Annotated in this window: 21 protein-coding genes; 12 read left to right on the forward strand and 9 right to left on the reverse strand. The window is 73.3% G+C overall.

Going from position 1 to position 26182, the window contains the following annotated elements; translation table 11 throughout:
* Nucleotides 1–214: 214 nt before the first annotated feature.
* Both ACFYMU_RS12790 and ACFYMU_RS12795 read right to left on the reverse strand, forming a co-directional pair.
* Complete coding sequence (locus ACFYMU_RS12790) at nt 215–1123, reverse strand: SDR family oxidoreductase (protein WP_388371990.1); 909 nt, start codon at nt 1121–1123, stop codon at nt 215–217.
* A 113-nt stretch (nt 1124–1236) separates the two neighbouring features.
* Nucleotides 1237–1971, reverse strand: a complete 735-nt coding sequence (locus tag ACFYMU_RS12795) for an SDR family oxidoreductase (protein WP_388372243.1) — start codon at nt 1969–1971, stop codon at nt 1237–1239.
* A gap of 160 nt (nt 1972–2131) precedes the next feature.
* Between ACFYMU_RS12795 and ACFYMU_RS12800 the strand changes: the two genes are divergently transcribed.
* The 4 genes from ACFYMU_RS12800 to ACFYMU_RS12815 are packed head-to-tail and all read left to right on the forward strand — an operon-like array spanning nt 2132 to nt 5612.
* Nucleotides 2132–2875: an enoyl-CoA hydratase family protein gene (locus ACFYMU_RS12800; protein WP_388371992.1), complete on the forward strand. Its 744-nt coding sequence runs from the start codon at nt 2132–2134 to the stop codon at nt 2873–2875.
* A complete protein-coding gene (locus ACFYMU_RS12805) occupies nt 2876–3802 on the forward strand; it encodes a CoA transferase subunit A (RefSeq protein ID WP_388371994.1) in 927 nt (308 codons plus the stop codon).
* The gene (locus ACFYMU_RS12810) at nt 3799–4554 is read left to right on the forward strand and encodes a CoA-transferase subunit beta (protein ID WP_388371996.1); all 756 of its coding nucleotides are present in this window, start codon (nt 3799–3801) and stop codon (nt 4552–4554) included. Before ACFYMU_RS12805 ends, ACFYMU_RS12810 begins: the two co-directional genes overlap by 4 nt.
* The gene (locus ACFYMU_RS12815; protein ID WP_388371998.1) at nt 4554–5612 is read left to right on the forward strand and encodes an NAD(P)H-dependent flavin oxidoreductase; all 1059 of its coding nucleotides are present in this window, start codon (nt 4554–4556) and stop codon (nt 5610–5612) included. Before ACFYMU_RS12810 ends, ACFYMU_RS12815 begins: the two co-directional genes overlap by 1 nt.
* Here ACFYMU_RS12815 and ACFYMU_RS12820 read toward each other — a convergent pair.
* The 3 genes from ACFYMU_RS12820 to ACFYMU_RS12830 are packed head-to-tail and all read right to left on the reverse strand — an operon-like array spanning nt 5596 to nt 8209.
* Nucleotides 5596–6753, reverse strand: coding sequence for an acetyl-CoA C-acetyltransferase (locus ACFYMU_RS12820; protein WP_388372000.1), 1158 nt, complete (start codon nt 6751–6753; stop codon nt 5596–5598). The genes ACFYMU_RS12815 and ACFYMU_RS12820 overlap by 17 nt on opposite strands.
* 10 nt (nt 6754–6763) lie before the next feature.
* Nucleotides 6764–7402 carry a TetR/AcrR family transcriptional regulator gene (locus ACFYMU_RS12825; RefSeq protein ID WP_388372002.1) on the reverse strand — a complete coding sequence of 213 codons (639 nt, stop codon included), beginning with the start codon at nt 7400–7402 and terminating at the stop codon, nt 6764–6766.
* 15 nt (nt 7403–7417) lie between these two features.
* Nucleotides 7418–8209: an SDR family oxidoreductase gene (locus ACFYMU_RS12830; RefSeq protein WP_388372004.1), complete on the reverse strand. Its 792-nt coding sequence runs from the start codon at nt 8207–8209 to the stop codon at nt 7418–7420.
* Nucleotides 8210–8256: 47 nt separating this feature from the next.
* Here ACFYMU_RS12830 and ACFYMU_RS12835 point away from each other — a divergent pair, with 47 nt between their 5' ends.
* Nucleotides 8257–9396, forward strand: coding sequence for an acyl-CoA dehydrogenase family protein (locus ACFYMU_RS12835; RefSeq protein WP_388372006.1), 1140 nt, complete (start codon nt 8257–8259; stop codon nt 9394–9396).
* Nucleotides 9396–10352 (forward strand): acyl-CoA dehydrogenase family protein, encoded by a 957-nt coding sequence (locus ACFYMU_RS12840; protein ID WP_388372008.1) that lies wholly within the window; start codon nt 9396–9398, stop codon nt 10350–10352. The genes ACFYMU_RS12835 and ACFYMU_RS12840 overlap by 1 nt, the downstream gene beginning before the upstream one ends.
* 28 nt (nt 10353–10380) lie before the next feature.
* Here ACFYMU_RS12840 and ACFYMU_RS12845 read toward each other — a convergent pair whose 3' ends face one another.
* The 4 genes from ACFYMU_RS12845 to ACFYMU_RS12860 all read right to left on the reverse strand — a co-directional run bounded on the left by ACFYMU_RS12845 (nt 10381) and on the right by ACFYMU_RS12860 (nt 18498).
* Nucleotides 10381–11106 (reverse strand): VWA domain-containing protein, encoded by a 726-nt coding sequence (locus tag ACFYMU_RS12845; protein WP_388372010.1) that lies wholly within the window; start codon nt 11104–11106, stop codon nt 10381–10383.
* 237 nt (nt 11107–11343) lie between these two features.
* A complete protein-coding gene (locus ACFYMU_RS12850; RefSeq protein WP_388372012.1) occupies nt 11344–12807 on the reverse strand; it encodes a glutamate synthase subunit beta in 1464 nt (487 codons plus the stop codon).
* Nucleotides 12800–17392 carry a glutamate synthase large subunit gene (gene gltB, locus ACFYMU_RS12855; protein ID WP_388372013.1) on the reverse strand — a complete coding sequence of 1531 codons (4593 nt, stop codon included), beginning with the start codon at nt 17390–17392 and terminating at the stop codon, nt 12800–12802. Before gltB ends, ACFYMU_RS12850 begins: the two co-directional genes overlap by 8 nt.
* 374 nt (nt 17393–17766) lie before the next feature.
* Nucleotides 17767–18498 (reverse strand): VIT1/CCC1 transporter family protein, encoded by a 732-nt coding sequence (locus ACFYMU_RS12860; protein WP_388372015.1) that lies wholly within the window; start codon nt 18496–18498, stop codon nt 17767–17769.
* Nucleotides 18499–18770: 272 nt separating this feature from the next.
* Between ACFYMU_RS12860 and ACFYMU_RS12865 the strand changes: the two genes are divergently transcribed.
* Genes ACFYMU_RS12865 through ACFYMU_RS12890 form a run of 6 tightly spaced genes read left to right on the forward strand, consistent with a single transcriptional unit; the run spans nt 18771 to nt 25882 of the window.
* Entirely contained in the window at nt 18771–20009 is a 1239-nt protein-coding gene (locus ACFYMU_RS12865; RefSeq protein ID WP_388372017.1) for an ADP-ribosylglycohydrolase family protein, read from the forward strand.
* Nucleotides 19970–21136, forward strand: a complete 1167-nt coding sequence (locus ACFYMU_RS12870) for an ADP-ribosylglycohydrolase family protein (RefSeq protein WP_388372019.1) — start codon at nt 19970–19972, stop codon at nt 21134–21136. Before ACFYMU_RS12865 ends, ACFYMU_RS12870 begins: the two co-directional genes overlap by 40 nt.
* A gap of 7 nt (nt 21137–21143) precedes the next feature.
* Complete coding sequence (locus ACFYMU_RS12875) at nt 21144–22460, forward strand: ADP-ribosylglycohydrolase family protein (protein WP_388372021.1); 1317 nt, start codon at nt 21144–21146, stop codon at nt 22458–22460.
* A 1-nt stretch (nt 22461) separates the two neighbouring features.
* Nucleotides 22462–23850: an ADP-ribosylglycohydrolase family protein gene (locus ACFYMU_RS12880; protein WP_388372023.1), complete on the forward strand. Its 1389-nt coding sequence runs from the start codon at nt 22462–22464 to the stop codon at nt 23848–23850.
* The gene (locus ACFYMU_RS12885) at nt 23847–25037 is read left to right on the forward strand and encodes a CaiB/BaiF CoA transferase family protein (protein WP_388372024.1); all 1191 of its coding nucleotides are present in this window, start codon (nt 23847–23849) and stop codon (nt 25035–25037) included. Before ACFYMU_RS12880 ends, ACFYMU_RS12885 begins: the two co-directional genes overlap by 4 nt.
* Nucleotides 25034–25882: an HpcH/HpaI aldolase/citrate lyase family protein gene (locus ACFYMU_RS12890; protein WP_388372026.1), complete on the forward strand. Its 849-nt coding sequence runs from the start codon at nt 25034–25036 to the stop codon at nt 25880–25882. Before ACFYMU_RS12885 ends, ACFYMU_RS12890 begins: the two co-directional genes overlap by 4 nt.
* Nucleotides 25883–26182 lie beyond the last annotated feature (300 nt).

Below are 26182 nucleotides of genomic sequence, written 5' to 3' on the forward strand. Positions count from 1 at the left end.
GGGCCCCGCTCCCCGCGCGGCACTCGACCCCCGCTCCCCGCGGGCACTCGACCCCCGCGCGCCGACCCCAGCCGAACAGGTCGGCGTCGGTGAGCACACCGCCCGCCGGCGGCCCGATCCCGGAGGCGAACCCGGCGCCGGCGCCGCACAGGGTGACGCGTTCCGTCTCACCGGGTGACGCGCCGACCGGAGGGGTCCCGGGCACCCGTGGCGGCTACCGCGTCCCGTACACCGCCCCCGGAGCCTCGGCCTCCGCCAGCAGCTTCCGTGCCGTCTCCCCCGCCTCGGCCGGGCTCCAGCGCGCTCCCTTGTCGGCGGTCGGGCCCGGCCGCCACCCCTCCATGACGGTGATCCGGCCGCCCTCGGCCTCGAAGACCCGCCCGGTGACCCCGTCGCTCGCGGCGGAGCCGAGCCAGACGACCAGGGGCGAGACGTTCTCGGGGGCCATCGCGTCGAAACCGGCGTCCGGCGCGGCCATCTCCTCGGCGAACGTGCGCTCCGTCATCCGGGTGCGGGCAGCGGGCGCGACGGCGTTGACCTGGACGCCGTAGCGCCCGAGTTCCGCCGCCGCGACCAGCGTCAGCGCGACGATCCCGGCCTTGGCCGCGCTGTAGTTCCCCTGCCCCACCGAGCCCAGCAGTCCCGCCCCGCTGCTGGTGTTGACGACACGGGCGCGGGGGGTGCGTCCCGCCTTCGCCTCGGCCCGCCAGTGCGCCGCCGCGTGCCGCAGCGTCAGGAAGTGGCCCTTGAGGTGGACCCGCAGCACGGCGTCCCAGGCGTCCTCGTCGAGGTTGACCAGCATCCGGTCGCGCAGGAAACCGGCGTTGTTGACGAGGGCGTCGAGGCGCCCGTACGTCTCCAGGGCCGTCTCCACGAGGGAGGCGGCCCCCGCCTCCGTCGCGATGTCGCCGCCGTGGGCGACCGCCTCTCCGCCGGCCGCGCGGATCTCGTCGGCGGCCCGGCCGGCCGGGCTGTCCGCGCCGGGCGTGCCGTCGAGACCGACCCCGAGGTCGTTGACGACGACCTTCGCGCCCTCGGCGGCGAACGCGAGCGCGTGGGCACGGCCCAGACCACGGCCCGCACCGGTCACGATCACTACCCGGCCCTCGGCGATACCCGTCACTTCCGTCCCCTTGTCGTCGTGTCGATGGATCGATCTACCGATGTGCGTGCGCCCATCTCCGTGCGATGCGCCTGCCTCCGTGCGACGCGCCTGCCTCCGTGCGGTGCGCCGCCTCATGGACGCCGGTTGACGGTCGCCGCGTCGAGGAACGCCGGGCGTTCCCCTCCCCCGTGGACGAGCAGGCTCGCGCCGGTGATGTACGCGGCCTCGTCCGAGGCGAGGAAGACGGCGGCCTCTCCGACGTCGGACGGCTCGGCGAGCCGCCCGAGCGGCACCGTGCGGGAGACGGCCGCGATGCCGTCCTCGCCCCCGTAGTGGAGGTGGGACAGCTCGGTGCGGACCATCCCGACGACCAGCGTGTTGACCCGCACCCGCGGCGCCCACTCCACCGCCATGGAGCGGGCGAGGCTCTCCAGCCCGGCCTTGGCCGCCCCGTACGCGGCCGTGCCCGGTGAGGGCCGGCCGCCGCTGACGCTCCCGATCATCACGACCGCCCCGCCGGCACGCCTGAGGTGGGGGTACGCCGCGAGGGACACGGTGAGCGGGGCGAGGAGGTTGAGCTCGACGACCCGGGCGTGCCGTTCGGGCGCGGCGTCGGCGAGGAGCCGGTACGGGGCGCCGCCCGCGTTGTTGACCAGCACGTCGACGCGGGGCAGCGCATCGAAGAAGTCCCGTACGGCGGTGGCGTCGCAGACGTCGAGCGCGACGAACCGTGTGCCGGGCAGCGGGACTCGGGGAGGGCGGCGGGCGCACACCACGACCTCCGCACCGGCCGCGGCGAACGCCCGGGCGATCCCGGCCCCGACGCCGCGGGTGCCGCCGGTGACGACGGCGGTCCTGCCGTGCAGGCCGCGGGAGCTCCCGCCGGGAGCTCCGCGCGACGGCCCGTCGCCCGATGCCGGGGACGGAACGGCTGAGTCGTCCACAGGGCCTCCCGCCGGAATGCGATGGCTGCTAGCGTCGAATCGCGCCTAACAAACGTTTGGTGGAAAGGTAGCTGATGTGCCCATGGGTGTCTCCACCTCGTGCCCGGAAAAAGGGATCGCCGTCGTCACGGTCGCCTTCCCGCCGGTGAACGCACTGCCGGTGGGCGGCTGGTTCGCCCTGGCCGACGCCGTGCGGTCGGCGGGCCGCGACCGGGAGGTCCGCTGTGTGGTGCTGACCGCGGAGGGGCGCGGTTTCAACGCGGGCGTGGACATCAAGGAGATACAGGCCCGGGGCAGCGAGGCGCTCATCGGGGCCAACCGCGGATGCTTCGAGGCGTTCGCGGCGGTCTACGAGTGCGAGGTGCCGGTCGTGGCGGCCGTGCACGGCTTCTGCCTGGGCGGCGGGATAGGACTGGCCGGCAACGCGGACGCGATCGTGGCGAGCGAGGACGCCGTCTTCGGGCTGCCCGAGCTGGACCGCGGCGCCCTGGGCGCGGCCACGCACCTGGCGCGGCTGGTCCCCCCGCACCTGATGCGCGCCCTGTACTACACCGCGCGGACGGCGACGGCGGCCGAACTGCACGCGCACGGCTCGGTGTGGCGGGTCGTGCCGCGGGAGGGGCTGCGCGCGGCCGCCCTGGAGCTGGCCCGGGAGATCGCCGCCAAGGACGGCGAGCTGCTCCGGCTCGCCAAGGCCGCCATCAACGGCATCGACCCGGTCGACGTGCGCCGCAGTTACCGCTTCGAGCAGGGCTTCACCTTCGAGGCGAACCTGAGCGGCGTGGCCGACCGCGTCCGGGACACCTTCGGGACGGAGGAGGCATAGATGGGGGACAAGACGATGACCGCCGAGGAGGTCGTCTCCCGGCTGGAGAGCGGCATGACCCTCGGCATCGGCGGCTGGGGCTCGCGCCGCAAACCGATGGCGCTGGTGCGGGCGCTGCTCCGCTCGGGGATCACCGATCTGACGGTCGTCTCCTACGGCGGCCCGGACGTCGGCATGCTGGCGGCCGCCGGGCGGATCCGCACCCTGGTCGCCGCCTTCACGACCCTCGACACGATCCCGCTGGAGCCGCATGTCCGGGCGGCACGTGAGAGCGGCGCGTTCGAACTGGTGGAGATCGACGAGGCGATGTTCATGTGGGGGCTGCACGCGGCGGCCAACCGGCTGCCGTTCCTGCCGGTGCGGGCGGGCGTCGGCTCGGATGTGATGCGGGTCAACCCCGGCCTGCGGACGGTCACCTCGCCGTACGAGGACGGGGGGCCGTTCGCCCGCCCGGCCCGGCCCGGCACGCCCGGGGATGCCGTCGGTGCGGGCGCGGGCGGGCCCGGAGGCCGCGAGGAGTTCGTCGCCATGCCCGCGCTGCGGCTGGATGCGGCCCTGGTCCATGTCCACCGCGCCGACCGGCTGGGCAACGGCCAGTGTCTGGGCCCGGATCCCTACTTCGACGACCTGTTCTGCGAGGCCGCCGACGCCGCGTACGTCTCGTGCGAGCGGATCGTGGACACCGCGGAGCTGACGAAGGAGGCGGCGCCGCACACCCTGCTCGTCAAGCGGCACACCGTGACCGGCGTCGTGGAGACGCCGAACGGCGCGCACTTCACCTCCTGCGCACCCGACCACGACCGGGACGAGCCGTTCCAGAAGCACTACGCGACCACGGCGTGGCCCCGGTTCGCCGAGCGGTTCCTCGCCGGGGACGAACAGGCGTATCAGTCGGCCGTCCGGGCCTGGCACAAGGAGCGGTCATGAGCGGAGCGACCCGCGCCGAGTACTGCGTGATCGCCTGTGCCGAGGCGTGGCGCGGCGCGGGGGAGATCCTGGCCAGCCCCATGGGCCCGGTCCCGTCCGTCGGGGCGCGCCTCGCCCGGCACACCTTCTCCCCGGACCTGCTGCTCACCGACGGCGAGGCGATGCTCGTGGGCCTCGACGGCACGGTGGAGGGCTGGCTGCCGTACCGACAGCATCTGGCCCTCGTCACCGGCGGCCGGCGGCACGTGATGATGGGCGCGAGCCAGATCGACCGCTTCGGCAACCAGAACATCTCGTGCATCGGCGACTGGGCACGGCCCCGGCGGCAGTTGCTCGGGGTGCGCGGGGCACCGGTCAACACCTTGAACCACCCGACCAGTTACTGGATACCGCGGCACTCGCGGCGGGTGTTCGTCGAGCGGGTCGACATGGTGTGCGGGGTGGGGTACGACCGGGCGGCCCGGCACCCTGCCACCGCCCGCTTCCACTGCATCCCGCGCGTGGTGTCCGACCTCGGAGTCTTCGACTTCGCCACCCCCGACCGGTCGATGCGGCTGGCCTCGCTGCACCCCGGGGTGACGGTGCAGGAGGTGCGCGAGGCGACGGGCTTCGAGCTGACGGTGCCGCAGGAGGTGCCGTACACGCGGGAGCCCACGCCGGAGGAGCTGCGGCTGATCCGCGAGGTGATCGATCCGCAGGCCGTACGGGAGCGCGAGGTTCCCGGTCGGGCCGCGGGGGACGGAGGACGCTGATGGACACCGCGCTCACCCGGCTCGTCGGCATCCGGCATCCGGTCGTCCAGACGGGCATGGGCTGGGTGGCCGGGCCGCGCCTGGTCTCCGCCACGGCGAACGCGGGCGCGCTGGGCGTCCTGGCCTCCGCGACCATGACGCCCGACCGGTTGCGGGACGCGATACGGGAGGTCCGCTCGCGTACGGACGCGCCGTTCGGGGTGAATCTGCGCGCGGACGCCTCGGACGCGGCCGACCGGGTGCGGATCCTCGTCGAGGAGGGGGTGCGGGTGGCGTCCTTCGCGCTGGCCCCCTCGCGTGAGCTGATCGCCGAGTTGAAGGCGGCGGGCGTGATCGTGGTCCCCTCCGTGGGCGCCCGGCGGCATGCGGAGAAGGTGGCCGCCTGGGGTGCGGACGCGGTGATCGTGCAGGGCGGCGAGGGCGGCGGCCACACCGGCGAGGTGGCGACGACCGTGCTGCTGCCGCAGGTGGTGGACGCGGTGGACATCCCGGTGGTGGCAGCCGGCGGTTTCCACGACGGACGGGGGCTGGTCGCGGCGCTGGCCTACGGGGCGTCGGGGGTGGCGATGGGCACGCGATTCCTGCTGACGTCGGACTCGACGGTCCCGGACGCGGTGAAGGCGAGGTATCTGGCCGCGACCGTGAAGGACGTCACGGTGACGACGGCGGTCGACGGCCTGCCCCACCGTATGCTGCGCACGCCGCTCGTCGACGCACTGGAGCGAGCGGGCCGAGCGCGGGCGCTGCTGCATGCGGTGCGCCGGGCGTCCGGCTTCCGGAAGCTGTCGGGCCTGACGTGGCGGAGGGTGATCCGCGACGGTCTGGCGCTGAAGCACGGCAAGGAGCTGACCTGGAGCCAGGTCCTGCTGGCCGCGAACACGCCGATGCTGCTCAGGGCCGCCATGGTGGAGGGGCGGACGGATCTCGGGGTGATGGCGTCCGGGCAGGTCGCCGGGGTGATCGACGACCTGCCCTCGTGCGCGGAGCTGGTGGGGCGGATCATGGCGGAGGCGGAGGAGGCACTGGCGGCGCTGGAATCCCTCAGAGCCGCTCGATGATCGTCACGTTCGCCTGGCCGCCGCCCTCGCACATCGTCTGCAGTCCGTAGCGGCCTCCGGTGCGCTCCAGTTCGTGCAGCAGGGTGGTCATCAGTTTGGCGCCCGTCGCGCCCAGGGGGTGGCCGAGGGCGATGGCGCCGCCGTTGACGTTGACCCTCTCCGGGTCGGCACCCGTCTCCTTCAGCCAGGCGAGGACGACCGGGGCGAACGCCTCGTTGATCTCGACGAGGTCGATGTCGTCGATGGTGAGGCCGGTCTTCTTCAGCGCGTGCGCGGTGGCGGGGATCGGCGCCGACAGCATGCGGATGGGGTCCTCGCCGCGCACCGAGAGATGGTGGACCCGGGCGCGCGGCGTCAGTCCGTGTTCCCGTACCGCCCGCTCCGAGGCCAGCAGCAGGGCCGCCGCACCGTCGGAGACCTGCGAGGAGCAGGCGGCGGTGATGGTGCCGCCGTCGAGGACCGGCTTCAGCGCGGCCATCTTCTCCGGCGAGGTGTCGCGGCGCGGGCCCTCGTCGACCGTGACGTCCCGGTGGGCGACGATCTCACGCTCGAAGCGGCCCTCGTCGATCGCCCTCAGGGCCCGCCGGTGGGAGCGCAGCGCGAACTCCTCCTGGTCGCGCCGGCTGATGCCCCACTTGGCGGCGATCAGTTCGGCACCGTGGAACTGGTTGACGGGCCGGTCGCCGTAGCGGGCGCGCCACCCCTCGCTGCCCGCGAACGGCCCCTGGGCGAGCCCCAGCGGTTCGGCGGCCTGGCGGGAGGCGAAGGCGATGGGGATCTGCGACATGTTCTGGACACCGCCCGCGACCACCAGGTCCTGAGTGCCGGAGAGCACGGCCTGCGCCGCGAAGTGCACGGCCTGCTGCGAGGAGCCGCACTGACGGTCCACCGTCACGCCCGGCACCTCCTCGGGCAGCCCGGCCGCCAGCCAGCAGGTGCGGGCGATGTCGCCGGCCTGCGGCCCCACCGTGTCCAGGCAGCCGAAGACGACGTCCTCCACGGCGGCCGGGTCGATGCCGGAGCGCGCCACCAGGGCCCTCAGCACATGCGCCCCCAGGTCGGCCGGATGCACCCCGCTCAGGCCACCACCGCGCCGCCCGACGGGCGTGCGGACCGCTTCGACGACGTATGCCTCGGCCATGGTCAACTCCTCACACGGGACGGCTGTTCGGATGTGGCGGGGTACGCACGGCGATTCCGTCGAGCACCATCGACAGGTACTGCCGGGCGATCTCCTCCGGGCTGTGCTGTCCGCCGGGCCGGTACCAGGACGCCGCGACCCACACGGTGTCGCGCACGAACCGGTAGGTGAGCCGGACGTCGAGGTCGGAGCGGAACACCCGGTCGGCGACCCCGCGCTCCAGCGTGGACAGCCAGGTCTTCTCGAACCTGCGCTGCGACGCGGCGAGGAACGCGAACCGTTCCTGCGCCGCCAGATGCTTGGACTCCTTCTGGTAGATCGCGACGGCCGCGCGGTGCCGGTCGATCTCCCGGAAGGACTCGGTGACCAGCGCCTCGAGCGTCTCCCGCGGACCGAGTTCGGCCTCCAGGACGGTGTCGTAGCCGCTCCACAGCTCGTCCAGGAACGTGCGCAGGATCTCCTCCAGCATCGACTCCTTGGAGTCGAAGTGGTAGTAGAGGCTGCCCGCGAGCATCCCGGCGTGGTCCGCGATCGTGCGGACGGTGGTGGCGTTGTAGCCCTGGTCGGCGAACACCTCGGCGGCGGTGTCGAGGAGTTCACGGCGGCGGGCGGGCGCGGCGGTCACCTGGGGCTTCTTCTTGGTCGGCACGGGTCCATTGTGGTCCTAGGCGTGCTGGCTGCTGACGGGGACCACCTCACCGGTCATGTACGAGGAGTAGCCGGACGCCAGGAAGACGATCACGTTGGCGACCTCCCACGGCTGTGCGTAGCGCCCGAACGCCTCCCGCGCGGTCAGCTCCTCCAGGAGTTCGGGAGTCGTCACCTTGACGAGGTGCGGGTGCATGGCGAGGCTCGGCGCGACGGCGTTCACCCGCACCCCGTACGGGGCCGCCTCGATCGCCGCGCACCGGGTCAGGGCCATCACGCCGGCCTTCGCGGCGGCGTAGTGGGCCTGGCCGGCCTGGGCGCGCCAGCCGATCACCGAGGCGTTGTTGACGATCACACCGCCGCCCGTCCCCTTCATCTTCATCGCGCGCAGGGCCGCGCGCGTGCACCGGAACGTGCCGTTCAGGGTCACGTCCAGCACCGTCGACCATTGCTCGTCGGTCATGTCGACGAGCGGGGCCGTGCCGCCGAGGCCGGCGTTGTTCACGACGATGTCGAGGCGCCCGTGCTCCCGGACGGCCGTGTCGAACAGGGTCCGCACCTGGCTCTCGTCGGTGACGTCGCAGGGGACCGCCGCCACCGCGCCCTCGAACCGGCGGCCCAGCTCCGCCTCGTACTCCTTGAGCCGGCGCACATGGGTGTCGCTGATCACCACCCGCGCGCCCTCCTCCAGGAACCGGCGCGCGGTGGCTCCTCCGATCCCCGCCCCGGCCGCCGCGGTGATGACGGCGGTGCGGCCCTCCAGCAGCCCGTGGCCGGCGACGTACGACGGACTCTCGACGTCTGTCATGGGTCCACGCTAACCTACCAAACACTTGTTAGGGAAGGACGGTGACCGTGGACCTCACCCACTCCCCCGCCGACGAGGACTTCCGCGCGCAGGCCCGGGCCTGGCTCTCCGCCCACGTGCCCGCCGTCCCGCTGCCCTCCCTGGAGACCGAGGAGGGCTTCGCGGCGCACCGCGCGTGGGAGGCCGAACTCGCCGCGGACCGCTGGTCGGTGGTGTCCTGGCCGGCCGCGTACGGCGGACGGGACGCGGGGCTGGTGCGATGGCTGATCTTCGAGGAGGAGTACTACGCGGCGGGCGCGCCGGGCCGCGTCAGCCAGAACGGCATCAGTCTGCTGGCGCCGACCCTCCTCGAGCACGGGACTCCGGAGCAGCGGACGCGCGTCCTGCCGCCGATGGCGTCGGGCGAGGTGGTCTGGGCGCAGGCGTGGTCCGAGCCGGAGGCGGGCTCGGACCTGGCGTCGCTGACGTCGAAGGCGGTGCGCACGGACGGCGGGTGGCTGCTGCGCGGCCAGAAGACGTGGTCGTCGCGGGCGGCGTTCGCGGATCGCGCGTTCGGGCTGTTCCGCAGCGACCCGGCGGCGCCCAGGCCGCACCAGGGCCTCACCTACCTCATGTTCGACCTGCGCGCGCCTGGGGTCACGGTCCGGCCGATCGGCCGTCTCGACGGCAAGCCGGCCTTCGCCGAGCTGTTCCTGGACGACGTCTTCGTGCCCGACGAGGACGTGATCGGCGAGCCGGGCCGGGGCTGGCGGATCGCCATGTCGACGGCGGGCAACGAACGCGGGCTGACGCTGCGCTCCCCCGGCCGTTTCCTGGCCGCCGCCGACCGGCTGGTCGAGCTGTGGCACGCGCGCGGCTGCCCCGGGGAGGCGGGCGACCGGGTGGCCGACGCGGTGATCGGGGCCCGGGCGTACCAGCTGTTCACCTACGCGGGCGCGTCCCGCTTCCTCGACGGCGGGTCCCTCGGTCCGGAGTCCAGCATGAACAAGGTGTTCTGGTCCCAGTACGACATCGCGCTGCACGAGACGGCGCTCGAACTGCTGGCCGCGGAGGGCGAGGCCGCCGACACCGACTGGGCGGAGGGCTACGTCTTCTCCCTCGCGGGCCCCATCTACGCCGGCACCAACGAGATCCAGCGCGACATCATCGCCGAGCGCCTGCTCGGCCTGCCGAAGGGCCGACGCTGATGCGTTTCCTGCTCACGGACGAACAGCGCGCCTTCGCCCGCTCGCTGGACGGCCTGCTGACCGCCGCGGACACACCGGCGGTCGTACGGTCGTGGGGGGCCGGCGACCACACCGCCGGGCGGGCCCTGTGGTCCCGGCTCGGCGAGGCGGGCGTCTTCGCGCTGGCGGTCCCCGAGGCGTACGGGGGGATGGGCCCGCTGCCCGTGGAACTCGCCGTGGCCTTCGTGGAGCTGGGCCGCCACGCGGTGCCGGGCCCGGTGGTGGAGACGGTGCTCGCCGCGGCCCTGCTCGCGGAGGCGCCCGATCAGGCCGAGCGGCTGCTGCCCGGGGTGGCCGCGGGCCGGACGATGGTCACGGTCGGCGCGCCGTACGCGCTCGACGGTGACGCGGCCGACGCCGTACTCGCCCTCGCCGACGGGGAGGTGCGGCTCTCCCCCGGCTGCCGGCCGGGGCCCAGACCCTCGCTGGACCCGGCCCGCAGGCTCGCCACTCCGCTCCCCGGCGGTGAGCTCCTGTCCCCCGGTGTCCCGCCCGGCGCCCTCGACCGGGCCCGTCTGGCCACCGCCGCCCAGGCACTGGGCGTCGGTCTCGCCCTGCTGGACCGAACCGTCGCCTACGTCAAGCAGCGGGTCCAGTTCGGGGTCCCCATAGGCTCGTTCCAGGCGGTCGGGCATCGGCTGGCCGACGCGAAGACCGCCCTGGAGTTCGCGCGGCCGCTGCTCTTCGGCGCCGCCCTGTCGATGAGCCCGCAGGACGTGGCCGCCGCCAAGGTCACGGCCTGCGAGGCGGCGTACGCCACCGCCCGGACCGCACTCCAGTTGCACGGGGCGATCGGCTACACCGCCGAGTACGACCTGTCCCTGTGGCTGACCAAGTCCCGTGCCCTGCTCGCCGCGTGGGGCACGCCCGCGCAGTGCCGTGCAGCCGTCCTCGCCGGTGTCGGCTCCGGCCCGTGAGGGCGCGCCGCCCGTCCGTCCCGCCGGCTCACCCCGGTGCCGCGATCCCCTGCGCCCGCGCCGCCGCGAGCCACTGCGGGAACTCGCCCACCAGACGGTCGTACAACGCGTCGTCGGACGCCTCCCGCGGGTCCGCACCCGCATGGAAGAAACCGGCGTTGTCGACGACGCGCTGATGCGGCACGGCCAGTTCGTCCAGCCTGCGCAGGAAGTCGAACTGCTTGCCGGTGGGGTCCCCGAACCCTATGAACTGCCAGAACATGGGCAGCCGGGCCGCCTTGCACAGATAGCGCTCCGCGGCGAGCTTGTTGACGGGGCCGCCGTCGGTCTGGAAGACGACGAGCGCCGGTTCCCTGGACCCGCTGTCGAGGTAGTGGTCGATGACGGCGTCCATGGCCAGGTGGTAGCTGGTCCTGCCCATGTGCCCGAGCCCGGCCACGATCCGGTCGATCCGGCCCCGGTGGTCGGCCAGGGAGATGTCGGTGACCGCGTCGACGTCCGTGGAGAAGAAGACGACGGGCACGCTCCCGTCGTCGTCGAGGTGTGCGGACAGCCCGAGCACGCGGTCGGCGAGTGCCTGCACACTGCCGTCCCTGTAGTACGGCTTCATGGACCCCGAGTAGTCGACCACCAGGTAGACGGCGGCTCGCTGCCCGCCCAGACCGTGCTTGCGCAGTGACACCCCGGCGCTCTTGTAGAGGTCGACGAGCGTGGGCGCGGCCTCCTCCACCTCGGCGAGGCTGATGGCGGCCATGGGACTCCCTTCGCGCACGGGGACGGGGACGGGGACGGGTGCCGAGGCTACGCCACCGCCCTCCCGCGGCGCGGGGCGCCCGGGCCCCGGTGGGTCCGGCCCCGGCCCGGACGTGCGACGGCGCCCACCCCGTCGTCCGGCAGGGGACGTCGGGGCGGGCGCCGTCCGTGTTCCGTACGCCGTTGGACGGGACGCGGATGAGTGACCGTCAGGTCACACCTGGGGGCCGTCAGACCGTCAGACCGTCAGCGAGCGGTCCGTCGGGCGGATCGGGGCCGGCAGGTCGCTGGCACCCGTGAGGTGGCGGTCGACGCCGCGCGCCGCCGAGCGGCCCTCGGCGATCGCCCACACGATGAGCGACTGGCCGCGGCCCGCGTCACCGGCCACGAACACGCCCGGGAGGTTGGTCTGGAAGTCGGCGTCGCGCGCGATGTTGCCGCGCTCGTCCAGCTCCAGGCCGAACTGCTCCACCAGGCCGTTGTCCTGGTCGGTGCCGGTGAAGCCCATCGCCAGCGTCACCAGCTGCGCGGGGATCTTCCGCTCCGTGCCCGGCTTCTGCGTCAGCCTGCCGTCCACGAACTCGACCTCGATCAGATGCAGCCACTGCACGTTGCCGTCCTCGTCGCCCTCGAAGTGGGTCGTCGAGACGGAGTAGACCCGCTCGCCGCCCTCCTCGTGCGCGGAGGTGACCTTGTAGAGCATCGGGAAGGTCGGCCACGGCTGGGAGACCGGGTTCCGCTCGTCGCCCGGGCGGGGCATGATCTCCAGCTGTGTGACGGAGGCCGCACCCTGCCGGTGGGCCGTGCCCACGCAGTCCGCGCCCGTGTCACCGCCGCCGATCACGACCACGTGCTTGCCCTCGGCCGAGATCGGCGAGGTGATGTAGTCGCCCTCCTGGACCTTGTTGGCCAGGGGCAGGTACTCCATGGCCTGGTACACGCCCGTGAGCTCGCGGCCGGGCACCTGCAGGTCACGGGCGGTCGTGGCGCCCGCCGCGATCACCACCGCGTCGTACCGCTTGCGCAGGTCCGTCGCCTTGAGGTCACGGCCGATCTCGACGCCCGTGCGGAAGCGGGTGCCCTCCGCGCGCATCTGCTCGATACGGCGGTTGATGTGCCGCTTCTCCATCTTGAACTCGGGGATGCCGTAGCGCAGCAGGCCGCCGATGCGGTCCGCGCGCTCGTACACCGCGACCGTGTGGCCGGCCCGGGTCAGCTGCTGGGCGGCGGCCAGACCCGCGGGCCCGGAGCCGATGACGGCCACGGTCTTGCCCGACAGGCGCTCGGGGATCTGCGGCTTCACGGTGCCGCCGTCCCACGCCTTGTCGATGATCGAGACCTCGACGTTCTTGATGGTGACCGGCGGCTGGTTGATGCCGAGCACGCACGCCGACTCGCACGGGGCGGGGCACAGCCGGCCCGTGAACTCCGGGAAGTTGTTCGTGGCGTGCAGCCGCTCCGACGCCTCGGCCCAGTCCTCGCGGTACGCGTAGTCGTTCCACTCGGGGATCAGGTTCCCCAGCGGACAGCCGTTGTGGCAGAACGGGATGCCGCAGTCCATGCACCGGCTGGCCTGCGTGCTGATGATCGGCAGCAGCGAGCCGGGAACGTAGACCTCGTTCCAGTCCTTGAGGCGCTCGTCCACCGGACGGGACGTGGCGACCTCACGGCCGTGCGTCAGGAAGCCCTTGGGATCAGCCATTGGTCGCCGCCTCCATCATCTTCTCGGTGATCTCGGCCTCGGAGAGACCGGCTCGCTCGGCGGCGTCCTTGGCGGCGAGCACTGCCTTGTACGTGCTGGGGATGATCTTGCTGAAGCGCTCGACGGCGACGGACCAGTCGGCGAGGAGCTTCCCGGCGACCGTGGAGCCGGTCTCCTCCGCGTGGCGGCGCACCACGTCGTGCAGCCACTGCCGGTCGGCGTCGTCGAGGGCTTCGACGGCGCCGAGGTTGCCGGCGTTGACGTTGTCGCGGTTCAGGTCGATGACGTAGGCGACCCCGCCCGACATGCCGGCCGCGAAGTTGCGGCCGGTCTCGCCGAGAACGACCGCCCGGCCGCCGGTCATGTACTCGCAGCCGTGGTCGCCCACGCCCTCCGAGACCACGAGCGCACCGGAGTTGCGGACGCAGAACCGCTCACCGGTACGGCCGCGCAGGAACAGCTCGCCGCCGGTCGCGCCGTAGGCGAGGGTGTTGCCGGCGATCGTGGAGTACTCGGCGAGGTGGTCGGCCGCACGGTCGGGCCGTACGATCACGCGGCCGCCGGACAGGCCCTTGCCGACGTAGTCGTTGGCGTCGCCCTCCAGGCGCAGCGTGACACCGCGCGGCAGGAACGCGCCGAAGGACTGGCCCGCCGAGCCGGTGAAGGTGATGTCGATGGTGTCGTCGGGCAGGCCCGCGCCACCGAACTTCTTCGTCACCTCGTGGCCGAGCATGGTGCCGACCGTGCGGTTGATGTTGCGGATGGCGACCTGGGCGCGCACCGGCTGGGCCTCGTCGGCCGAGTCCGCGGCGAGGGCGTCGGCGGCGAGCTTGATCAGCTCGTTGTCGAGCGCCTTCTCCAGGCCGTGGTCCTGCGCGACGAACTGGTGGCGCACGGCGCCCTCGGGCAGCTCGGGCACGTGGAACAGCGGCTCCAGGTCCAGGCCCTGCGCCTTCCAGTGGCTGACGGCCCGTGTCACGTCGAGGACCTCGGCACGGCCGACGGCCTCCTCGATGGAGCGGAAGCCCAGCTCCGCGAGCAGCTCGCGGACCTCCTGCGCGATGAACTCGAAGAAGTTCACGATGAACTCGGGCCTGCCGGAGAAGCGCTCGCGCAGCACCGGGTTCTGGGTGGCGATACCGACCGGGCAGGTGTCCAGGTGGCAGACGCGCATCATGACGCAGCCGGAGACGACGAGCGGCGCGGTCGCGAAACCGAACTCCTCGGCGCCGAGCAGCGCGGCGATGACCACGTCGCGGCCGGTCTTGAGCTGACCGTCGGTCTGCACGACGATGCGGTCGCGCAGGCCGTTGAGCAGCAGCGTCTGCTGGGTCTCGGCGAGGCCGAGCTCCCAGGGGCCGCCGGCGTGCTTCAGCGACGTCAGCGGGGAGGCGCCCGTACCGCCGTCGTGACCCGAGATCAGGACCACGTCCGCGTGCGCCTTGGAGACACCCGCGGCGACCGTGCCGACGCCGACCTCCGACACCAGCTTCACGTGGATCCGCGCCTGCGGATTCGCGTTCTTCAGGTCGTGGATCAGCTGGGCCAGGTCCTCGATGGAGTAGATGTCGTGGTGCGGCGGCGGCGAGATCAGCCCGACGCCCGGCGTCGAGTGACGGGTCTTGGCCACCCACGGGTACACCTTGTGGCCGGGCAGCTGACCGCCCTCGCCGGGCTTGGCGCCCTGGGCCATCTTGATCTGGATGTCGTCCGCGTTGACCAGGTACTCGGAGGTCACGCCGAAGCGCCCGGAGGCCACCTGCTTGATCGCGGAGCGGCGCGCCGGGTCGTACAGGCGCTCCGGGTCCTCGCCGCCCTCACCGGTGTTGGACTTGGCGCCCAGCCGGTTCATGGCGATGGCGAGCGTCTCGTGCGCCTCCTTGGAGATGGAGCCGTACGACATGGCGCCCGTGGAGAAGCGCTTGACGATCTCGGAGACCGGCTCGACCTCGTCGACGGGGATCGGCGTCCGGTCGGACTGGAGGCCGAACAGGCCGCGCAGCGTCATCAGACGCTCGGACTGCTCGTTCACCCGGTCCGTGTACTTCTTGAAGACGTCGTAGCGGGCCGTGCGCGTGGAGTGCTGGAGGCGGAAGATCGTCTCCGGGTCGAACAGGTGCGGCTCGCCCTCGCGGCGCCACTGGTACTCGCCGCCGATCTCCAGCGCGCGGTGTGCGGGAGCGATGCCGGAGGCGGGGTACGCCTTGGCGTGCCGGGCGGCGACCTCCTTGGCGACGACGTCGATGCCGACGCCGCCGATCTTGGTGGCCGTGCCGTTGAAGTACTTCTCGACGAAGGCGTCGTCGAGGCCGACGGCCTCGAAGACCTGGGCGCCGCGGTAGGAGGCGACGGTCGAGATGCCCATCTTGGACATGACCTTCAGGACGCCCTTGCCGAGGGCGTAGATCAGGTTGCGGAGGGCCTTCTCGGGCTCGACGTCCGGCAGGAACGTTCCGGCCCGGACCAGGTCCTCGACGGACTCCATCGCCAGGTACGGGTTCACGGCCGCGGCGCCGTAGCCGATGAGCAGGGCGACGTGGTGGACCTCGCGGACGTCGCCGGCCTCGACCAGCAGGCCCACCTGCGTGCGCTGCTTGGTGCGGATGAGGTGGTGGTGGACGGCCGCGGTGAGCAGCAGCGACGGGATCGGCGCGTGCTCGGCGTCCGAGTGGCGGTCCGAGAGGACGATCAGGCGGGCGCCGTTGTCGATCGCGGCGTCGGCCTCGGCGCAGATCTCCTCGATGCGTGCCGCGAGGGCGTCACCGCCGCCGCTGACCCGGTACAGGCCGGACAGCGTGGCGGCCTTCATGCCCGGCATGTCGCCGTCGGCGTTGATGTGGATGAGCTTGGCCAGCTCGTCGTTGTCGATCACCGGGAAGGGCAGCACGACGCTGCGGCAGGAGGCCGCGGTCGGCTCCAGCAGGTTGCCCTGCGGGCCCAGCGACGAACGCAGGGAGGTGACCAGCTCCTCGCGGATCGCGTCCAGCGGCGGGTTGGTGACCTGTGCGAACAGCTGGGTGAAGTAGTCGAAGAGCAGACGCGGACGCTCGCTCAGCGCGGCGATCGGCGAGTCGGTGCCCATCGAGCCGATCGGCTCGGCGCCCGTCTTGGCCATCGGCGCGAGGATGACGCGCAGCTCCTCCTCGGTGTAGCCGAAGGTCTGCTGACGGCGGGTGACGGAGGCGTGGGTGTGCACGATGTGCTCGCGCTCGGGCAGGTCGCCCAGCTCGATCTCGCCGGCCTCCAGCCACTCCTGGTACGGCTGCTCGGCGGCGAGGGTCGCCTTGATCTCGTCGTCCTCGATGATGCGGTGCTCGGCGGTGTCCACGAGGAACATGCGGCCGGGCTGCAGACGGCCCTTGCGGACCACCTTGGCGGGGTCGATGTCGAGGACGCCGACCTCGGAGGCGAGGACGACGAGGCCGTCCTCGGTGACCCAGTAGCGGCCCGGGCGCAGACCGTTGCGGTCGAGCACCGCGCCGACCTGGACGCCGTCGGTGAAGGTGACGCAGGCCGGGCCGTCCCAGGGCTCCATCAGCGTGGAGTGGAACTCGTAGAAGGCGCGCCGGGCCGGGTCCATGGCGTCGTGGTTCTCCCACGCCTCCGGGATCATCATCAGCACGGAGTGCGGGAGAGAGCGGCCGCCGAGGTGCAGCAGTTCGAGCACCTCGTCGAAGGAGGCGGAGTCGGACGCGTCGGGCGTGCAGATCGGGAAGATCCGCTCCAGGTTCTCCTGGGCACCGAACAGGTCGGAGACCAGCTGGGACTCGCGGGCGCGCATCCAGTTGCGGTTGCCCTTGACGGTGTTGATCTCACCGTTGTGCGCGACGAAGCGGTACGGGTGGGCGAGCGGCCAGCTCGGGAAGGTGTTCGTGGAGAAGCGCGAGTGGACCAGGGCGATCGCGGTGGCGAAACGGCGGTCGGACAGGTCCGGGAAGAAGGGCTCCAGCTGGCCGGTGGTCAGCATGCCCTTGTAGACGATGGTGCGCGCGGACAGCGACGGGAAGTAGACGCCGGCCTCGCGCTCGGCGCGCTTGCGCAGCACGAACGCCGTGCGGTCGAGCTCGATGCCCCTGCCGGCGCCGGTCACGAAGAGCTGGCGGAAGACGGGCATCGTGGCGCGGGCGGTCGCGCCGAGCAGCTCGGGGGCGACGGGTACCTCGCGCCAGCCGAGGACGGTCAGGCCCTCCTCCGCGGCGATCGCGTCGATCCGGGCGACGGCCTCGGCGGTGCCGTCCTCGGGCAGGAAGGCGATACCGACGGCGTACGCGCCCGCCTCGGGCAGTTCGAATCCGGCCACCTCGCGGAAGAAGGCGTCGGGGACCTGGGCGAGAATGCCCGCGCCGTCGCCCGAGTCGGGCTCGGAGCCGGTGGCACCGCGGTGCTCCAGGTTGGTCAGAACCGTCAGCGCCTGCTCGACCAGCGCATGGCTCGCCTCACCGGTGAGGGTGGCCACAAAGCCGACGCCACAGGCGTCGTGCTCGTTGCGGGGGTCGTACATACCCTGCGCAGCAGGGCGAGCATCCATGAATGACCAGTTCTGGCCATTCTCGGAGTGCTGGGACGGCTGGCGCGGTGTACGCATCGGCTCTCCCGTCGTCGTCGTGGCATGTGCAAGTGCCGAGGGACGACGTTGGCCCTCTGCGCAAAATTTCGTGCAGGTTACATGATGGAGCGATTCTCGTGAACCGGATAACTCGTTCCAGCATGCGGACATCGCCGGGGCGTGGTAGGGATGTCACGCGGGACGGCGATGGGATCAAGGCGGCATGAACGGACAGATCGGTGTCCGTCGACCCGGGTGCGGTGGACGTCGTCGCCCACCGCGACAGTGTGCGGCGCAGGCGTCATTGCCTGCGGCGCGTACGGCTCATGCCCAGTGGTCATGCGGTCGAAACCGCCGAGTAACAACTACTTGTGCGGTCCCTCGCACCGGTAGAACACACGTGGCAGTGCTTGTCATCCTACGGCGGTACCGAACAAAGTACCCAGGACGTACGTCACACCCGCCGCGGCACCGCCCAGGGCCAGCTGCCGCAGACCGCTGAACCACCAGGTGCGCGCCGTCACCTTGGCCACGACCGCGCCGCACGCGAACAGCCCGATCAGGGCGACCAGCAGGGCCGGCCACAGGGCCTGGGCGCCGAGCAGGTACGGCAGGACCGGCAGGATGGCGCCGAGCGCGAACGCCCCGAAGCTGGAGACCGCCGCGACCATCGGGGAGGGCAGTTCGCCGGGGTCGACGCCGAGCTCCTCGCGTGCGTGTATCTCCAGCGCCTGCTCGGGGTCGTGGGAGAGCTGCTTGGCGACCTCACGGGCCAGTTCCGGGTCCACGCCGCGCGCCTCGTAGAGCGCCGCCAGCTCCTCCTCCTCGTCCTCGGGGTGCTTCCTGAGCTCCCGGCGTTCCACTTCGAGCTCCGCCTCGACGAGCTCGCGCTGCGAGGCGACGGAGGTGTACTCGCCGGCGGCCATGGAGAAGGCCCCGGCGGCCAGTCCCGCGAGCCCCGTGATGATGATGGTCTCCCGGCTGACGGCTCCGCCGGCGACGCCCGTGATCAGGGCCAGGTTGGAGACCAGCCCGTCCATTGCGCCGAAGACGGCCGGGCGCAGCCAGCCACCGTTCACATCACGGTGCGTGTGGTTGTCGCGATGCGCCTCGTGCAGTGTCGCTTCGGTGTCGATGATGGCCATGGCCGGCCCCCCAGGGTGCTTGATTGGACTGTTTCCACTTTTCGACGGATACCAAAGTACGCCGGGATTTTCTGGCCCGCCAGCAAGGAAAGGCTGGGCTAACCTGCGCGTTTGTCCGTGGAGGCCCACTCGTGAGGGTACCGGTATCCCGGCGTCGGACGGGTGATGCTGTGGTCTCGCAGGCTCTGAGGGACCGCTCCGGTGGGACAGATCCGCACAGGGGCTCCGTTCGCCCCGGGACGAGGGGGGTGCCCTGAGAGGAGTGGCACCGCATGGGTTCCGTCGCCCGCATTCCCCCGGCCCCCGCACCCGATGACGTCACCGGCCTGCGCGAACGGGCGCGCGGCGCGCTGCTCGGCCTCGCCGTCGGGGACGCGATGGGTGCGCCCGCCGAGAACATGAAGCCGTCGGAGATCCGCGCCCGCTGGGGCCGCATCACGGGCTACGTGGCCGAACAGCCCTCCGGCACGGACGACACCGAGTACGCGATCTTCTCGGGGCTGCTGCTGGCCAGGCACGGCTCGGCACTCACCGTCGCGCACGTCGAGTCGGCCTGGCACGAGTGGATCGCGGACCGCGACGAGGGGCCCTTCCGCGGGGCGGGGTTCAGCGAGCGGGGCACGCTGGAGAACCTCCGGCGGGGCCTTGCGGCGCCCATCTCGGCCCAGCACCGGCACGCCTGGAGCGACGGCCTGGCCATGCGCGCGGCCCCCTTCGGCGTCTTCGCCGCGGGGCGTCCGGCGGAGGCGGCCCGGCTGGTGGCGATCGACGGCTCGGTGAGCCACGAGGGGGAGGGCATCTACGGGGGTCAGGCCGTCGCGGCCGGGGTCGCGGCGGCGATGGCCGGCGCGCCGACGAGCACCGTGGTCGCCTCGGCCCTCGCGGTCGTCCCCGAGGACTCGTGGACGGCCCGCTCCCTGCGCCGCGCGGTGGCGGTGGCCCACCGCGGGGCCCGGGCCGTCCGCTCCGCGGTGGTGATCGGCGGCTATCCCTGGACGGACCTGGCCCCCGAGGCGGTGGCCCTGGCCTTCGGCGCGTACGCGGCGGCGGACGGCGACTTCCCCGAGTCGGTGCTCACGGCGGTCAACATGGGCCGCGACGCCGACACCACGGCCGCGGTCGCGGGGGCCCTGGCCGGTGCGACGCGCGGTGTCTCGGCGGTCCCGGCCGAGTGGGCTGCGGCGATCGGCCCGGCGCGCGGTCGCTGCCTGCCGTCCATGGAGGGGCACCACGTGCTGGACGTGGCGGAGCTGCTGACGCCGGGCGAGGGCGGGAAGTGGGGGGCGGGGATCGCCGTGGTGTGGGGGGCGGGGAGCACCGGGGTGGGGGGCGCGGGGAACACCGGAGTGGGGGGCGCCGGGGTGAGGGGCGCCGTGGGGCGCGGCCGCCCCGTGGAGCACGGTGAGCCGGCACGGCGCGGGCAGGGCCCTCCCGCGCGGGGCGGTGGCCGGAGGAGTCCGGGGCCCGCCGGGTGCTCGCCGGTGGGCGGCAGGGAGCAGGCGGGACCGTGAACGCGTCCGCCGGCCCACGGCGTGTCGAAGGGCTCCTGCTCGGGCTCGCCGCGGGCGACGCCGCCGGGTGGCCCGCGGCCCGGCACCGGGCCGCCCGGATGCCCGAGTGGACGCGACGGCTGACCCGGGAACTGGACACCTTCGCCGAGCAGAACGCGACCACCACCCTGCCCGTGCCGATCGCGCTCAACCAGCCGCCGGAACCGCTCAGGCTGGGGCCGTCGGACGACGCCGAGTGGGCGGCGTTCGCGGCGGAGGCCGTACTGCGGGCCGGGGACGACAGCGCGCTCGGCGACCTCGGACGGCAGCGTCGGATGCGCGCGGCCATCGATCTGTCCTGGAACGCCGTGGCCAGTGAGGTCGCCGCCGCGGCCGACCGCGCGCCCGAGGTCGAGTCGGCACTCCTGCCGCTGCGCGCCCGTATCTCCGTGCGCGCGGGACTCGGCAACCTCGCCGCCGGTCTGCGCCCGCCCGCCACCGGTCACGACAACCCGCACTACTTCGACGACGCGGCCTGCGTGCGGGCCTGCGTCCTCGCGGTGGCGCATCCGGGCGATCCCCGAAGCGCCGCGGAACTGGCGGAGTTCGACGCCCGCTACACGCAGGACGGCGACGGGGTGCACGGCGCGCGCGCCATGGCCGCGGCCCTGTCGCTCGCCCTGTCCGGGGAGGCCGTGGACACCTGCGTGGCGGCCGCCCTGGCGGAACTGCCGGAGTCCACCGAGATCGGCCGCAACGCCCGGCACGCGCTGCTGCTGGCCCGCGACGGCGACGGAACGTTCTCCGTCGTGCCGCTGCTGGAGCACCAGATCGTGGACCACGTCTACAGCTACGGCATCGCGGCGGCGGAGACCGTCCCGGTGGCGCTCGCGCTGGCGACGGCGGCGCGCGGCCGGATCGCGGAGGCGGTTCCCGCCGCGGCCTGCCTGTCACGGGTCGCCGACTCGGCCCCGGCGCTGACGGGCGCTCTCACGGGCGCCCTGGGCGGCGGCGAGGCGATCCCGCCCGCCTGGCGCGACGCCTGCCGCACCCTCTCGGGCTGCGCCCTGCCCCGCCTGACCGGCACCGACCTCGTACACCTCGCCGAACTCCTGGAGGCTACGGAACTTGCCGCTCCAGGTGGATGATTCGGGCATGACGCCCACTCCTGACGAGACGCCCTCTCCCGGCGAGACGCACACTTCCGGTGATACGCGTACATACATCGAGACGCACACTTCACACGAAACGCGTCTTTCCGGTGAGGCGCGCGCTTCCGCCGAGGCGTACGCTCCCGGCGACGCGCACCTGTCCGGCGCGACGCCGCCACCCGGCGCGACGCCCACGCTCGACGAACGCATCACCGGCGCCCTCGTCGGCGCCGCCGTCGGCGACGCCCTCGGCGGCCCCGTCGAGGGCCGCTCCCCCGAGGAGATCGTCGAGCGGCACGGCGGCCGCGTGCACGGGATCGTCGGCCCCTGGCACGGCGACGCCTGGCGCACCGCCCGCCCCATCGCCCCGTACCACAAGGGCGACGGCCACGTCACCGACGACACGTTGATGACCCATGCGCTGGTCCGCGTGTACGCGGCCGTCCGCGACCATCTCGACGCCTACGCGATCGCCGAGCACCTGGTCCCCGACCTGATGGCCAACCCCCGCTGGATTCCCGAACTGGAGGCGGAGGCGATCCCCCTCCAGCGGGTCTTTCTCGCGGAGAAGTGGCTGGTGGCCCGGCTGCACTACGGCCACGCCGACCCCCGCGAGGCCGGTGTCGGCAACATCGTCAACTGCGGTGCCACGATGTACATGGCGCCGGTCGGCCTGGTCAACGCGGCCCATCCGGCGGGCGCGTACGCCGAGGCGCTGGACGTCGCGGGCGCGCACCAGTCGTCGTACGGCAGGGAGGCCGCGGGCGTCTTCGCGGCGGCGGTCGCCGCGGCCTGCGCCCCCGGCGCGAGCCCCGACTCGATCGTGGCGGCGTGCCTGTCCCTGGCCGAGGACGGGACGCGGGCGGCCATCGAGACGGTCTGCGAGACGGCCTCCCGCTACTCGGACTTCGAGTCGGCGCTGCGCCCGCTGCGGGAGGCGGTGGCGCCCTACGACACGGTGGGCCCCGACTACCGGTCGCCGTCCCTGGGGGCCCGGCGCCCGTCCCGGCTGCACACCATCGAGGAACTCCCCGTGGCGCTGGGCATGGTGGTGGTGGCCCGCGGCGACTACCGCCACGCGGTGCTCGGTTCGGTGAACTACGGACGGGACTGCGACTCCATCGCGACGATGGCGGGCGCCATCACGGGAGCGCTGGGCTCGGAGGTCCCCTCGTACTGGGCGAAGACGGTCGCCGAGGCGAGCCGCCTCGACCTGCACGCACCGGCACGGACGCTCGGGGAGGTCGCGCGGGAGATCTTCGCCCGGGACGTGCGCCGCCGCCGCGCCCACGAGGCGGCGTTCACCGGGATCGGGGGCTGAGGTGCTCCGACTGACCTGGGTGCAGCCGGAGGACCTGCTCGGCCACGAACTGCGCCAGGCGGAACAGGACGGCCGGGAGCCGTCGGCGATCGCGGCGCGGTGGACGGCGGCGGGCGGCCCGCCGGCGCCGGACCGCGCCGGGGCGTCACCGGCGCCGGTGTCCCCGTACCTGCGGCTGCTGGCCCAGGACCTGCTGGACGAACTGGCCGATCTGCCGAGCCGTCTGACGGAGCGTGAACCGACGGACCTGGAGCGTGTCAAGGCGCTGTGCCCCGACTGGCCGGCCCGCGGACCCGCCCCGGGGGCCGCGGACCCCTCTCGTGCGTCCGGGACCCCGGCCGAGGCGCGTCTGGAGGCCGCCTGGCTCGGCCGGGCCGCCGGCTGCGTCCTCGGCAAACCCGTCGAGAAGCTCCCCCTGGACGGCATCCGCCGGCTCGCGCGGTCCGTCGGCAACTGGCCGCTGAGGACCTGGTTCACGGCGCGCGGGGTGCCCCCGGAACTGACGGCGGCGTACCCCTGGAACCGCCGCTCCGCGGCGACCTCCCTCGCCGAGAACATCGACGGCACACCCGAGGACGACGACCTCAACTACCCACTGCTGAACCTGCTGTTGCTCCAGCGCCACGGCAGGGGCTTCAGCACCGCCGACGTGGCACGGCTCTGGCTCGACGAGCTCCCCGCCGGCCGCACCTTCACCGCCGAACGCGTCGCCTACCGCAATCTCCTCTCCGGCGTCGAACCCCCGCGCACCGCCCGCCACCGCAACCCGTTCCGCGAGTGGATCGGCGCCCTGATCCGCGCCGACGTGCACGGCTGGACGAATCCCGGCGACCCGGCAGCCGCGGCCGAACAGGCCCATCGCGACGCGGCCCTCACCCATACCGCGAACGGCGTCTACGCGGCGATGTTCACGGCCGCCACCATCGCCGAAGCGGCCACCGGCGCCCACGACGTCCACCACTGTCTGCGCACCGGCCTCTCCGTCGTCCCGCCCGGATCCCGGCTCGCCCGCGCCGTGCGCCATGCGATCCGGCTCGCCCGCCGCACGGAGGACTTCGACCCGGTCGTCGACGAACTCCACGCCGCGCACCACGCTCACCACTGGGTCCACGCGGTCCCCAACACCGCGCTGATCGCGGCGGCCCTCACCCATGCCGACGGCGACTTCACGGGCTCCATCTGCCGTGCGGTGGCCGGGGGCTGGGACACCGACTCGGCCGGCGCGACGGCCGGCAGCATCGCGGGGCTGCTGGCCGGACACCCCCGGGCGCTGCCCGACCGCTGGACGACCCCGCTCAAGAACCGGCTGGCCACGTCCGTCGGCGACTTCAACGGCATCGGTTTCGACACCTTGGCCCACCTCACCCACCGGGAAGCCCTTCGCTCATGACCCCTCCCCTCACCGGTCTGCGTGTCCTCGATCTCGCGACCCTCTTCGCCGGTCCCCTCGCCGCCACACTGCTCGGTGACTTCGGCGCCGAAGTCATCAAGGTCGAACATCCGGCCCGGCCCGACCCCTCGCGCGGGCACGGCCCGGCGAAGAACGGGGTGGGCCTGTGGTGGAAGCTGCTGGGCCGCAACAAGCGCGCGATGACACTGGACCTGTCGAGGCCCGGCGGCCGCACGACGCTGCTGCGTCTCGCCGCGGGCGCCGACGTGGTCATCGAGAACTTCCGCCCGGGCACCCTGGAGAAGTGGGGCCTGGGCTGGGAGGAACTGTCGGCCGCCAACCCGCGTCTGGTGCTGGCCCGGGTGACCGCCTTCGGGCAGTTCGGCCCGTACGCGCACCGCCCCGGCTTCGGGACGCTCGCCGAGGCGATGAGCGGGTTCGCCGCGATCACCGGGGAGCCGGACGCGCCCCCGACGCTCCCGCCGTTCGGGCTGGCCGACTCGATCGCGGGCCTGGCCACGGCATACGCGGTCATGACGGCCCTCGCGGCCCGTGACCGCACCGGCGCGGGCCAGGTGGTGGACATGGCGATCATCGAACCGATCCTCACGGTCCTCGGTCCGCAGCCGACCTGGTACGACCAGCTGGGCCATGTGCAGCCGCGCACCGGCAACCGCTCCCAGAACAACGCCCCGCGCAACACCTACCGCACCGCGGACGGCCACTGGGTCGCCGTCTCCACCTCCGCGCAGTCCGTCGCCGAGCGGCTGATGCGCCTGGTCGGCCGCCCGGACCTGGTCGACGAGCCGTGGTTCGCGACGGGGACCGGGCGCGCCCGGCACGCGGACGTGCTCGACGCGGCGGTCGGCGGGTGGATCGCCCGCCGCACCCGCGCCGAGGTCCTGGAGGTGTTCGAGAAGGCGGAGGCCGCGGTGGCTCCGGTGCAGGACGTACGGGACGTGATGACCGACCCGCAGTACGCGGCCCTGGAGACGATCACCACGATCCCCGACGACCCCGAACTGGGCCGGCTGCGCATGCAGAACGTCCTCTTCCGTCTCTCGGCCACACCCGGCACGATCCGCTGGGCGGGCCGTCCGCACGGAGCCGACACGGCGGCGATCCTGACCGAGCTCGGGCTGACGGGCGCGGAGATCGCCGCGCTCGAGGCGGAGGGGGCCCTGTGACCGCGCGAGGGGCCGCCTTCCCTCCCCTCACCCTGCTGTACGCGCCCGGGGACCGCCCGGAGGTGGTCGGCAAGGCCCTGGTGTCCGGTGCGGACGTGGTGCTGATCGACCTGGAGGACGCGGTCGCCCCCGACCGCAAGGAGTACGCGCGGACGGCGACCGCGGAACGGCTCTCGCAGCGCCCTCCGGTGCCGGTGCACGTCCGGGTGAACGCACTGGACAGTCCCTGGGCGGAGGCGGACCTCGCGGCCCTGACGGCCCTGCCGGGACTGTCCGGGCTGCGCCTGCCGAAGGTGACGTCTCCGTCGGACGTGGTCCGCGTCGCGGAGCGGGCCGTCCCGGCGCGGGGCGGCGTGGTCCCCCTCTACGCCCTCCTGGAGACCGCCCTGGGCGTGGAGCGGGCGTTCGCGATCGCCTCGGCGCATCCGGCCGTCCGGGGCATCGCTCTGGGGGAGGCGGACCTGCGGGCGGACCTGGGCGTGCGGGGGGACGCGGGTCTCGACTGGTCGCGGTCGCGCGTGGTGGTGGCGGCGCGCGCGGCGGCGCTGCCTCCGCCTGCGCAGTCGATCCACCCGGACATCCGCGACCTGGAGGGCCTGGCGGCCTCCTGCGCCCATGGCCGCACCCTGGGCTTCCTGGGCCGGGCCGCCATCCATCCCCGTCAGCTGCCCGTCATCGAGCGGGCCTACGCGCCCTCCGCGCGGGAGATCTCCCGCGCGGAGGAGATCCTAAAGGCCGCGGCCAGGGAGCGGGGCGCCCAGGCCCTCCCCGACGGGCGGTTCGTCGACACGGCGGTGGTGCGGGAGGCCCAGCTGACGCTGTCCCTGGCCCGACGGCGGCGATGAGCGCCCGGCCTGCGCGGCCAGGGGTTCTTCCCCGGTCAGGTGCGTGCGGTCTCAGAGCCCGCACACAGGCTCTCAGGCCCTCTTGGCCGACTCGGCCTCGTCCTGTGCGGACCCGACCGCCTCCGTCTCGGCGGCCTCGGTGACCTCCGCGGCCTCGACCGGCTCAGCGGTACCGGCAGCGTCAGCGGTTTCGGCGGCGGCATCGGTCCCGGTGGTTCCGACGGCATCGGCGGCTGCGGCGGCCGCGGCGGCCGCGGCGGTCTTGCCGGAGTCGGCGGCTTCCGCGGCCTCTGTGGTCTG

Source organism: Streptomyces sp. NPDC007264, assembly GCF_042869095.1.
Taxonomy (GTDB): domain Bacteria; phylum Actinomycetota; class Actinomycetes; order Streptomycetales; family Streptomycetaceae; genus Streptomyces.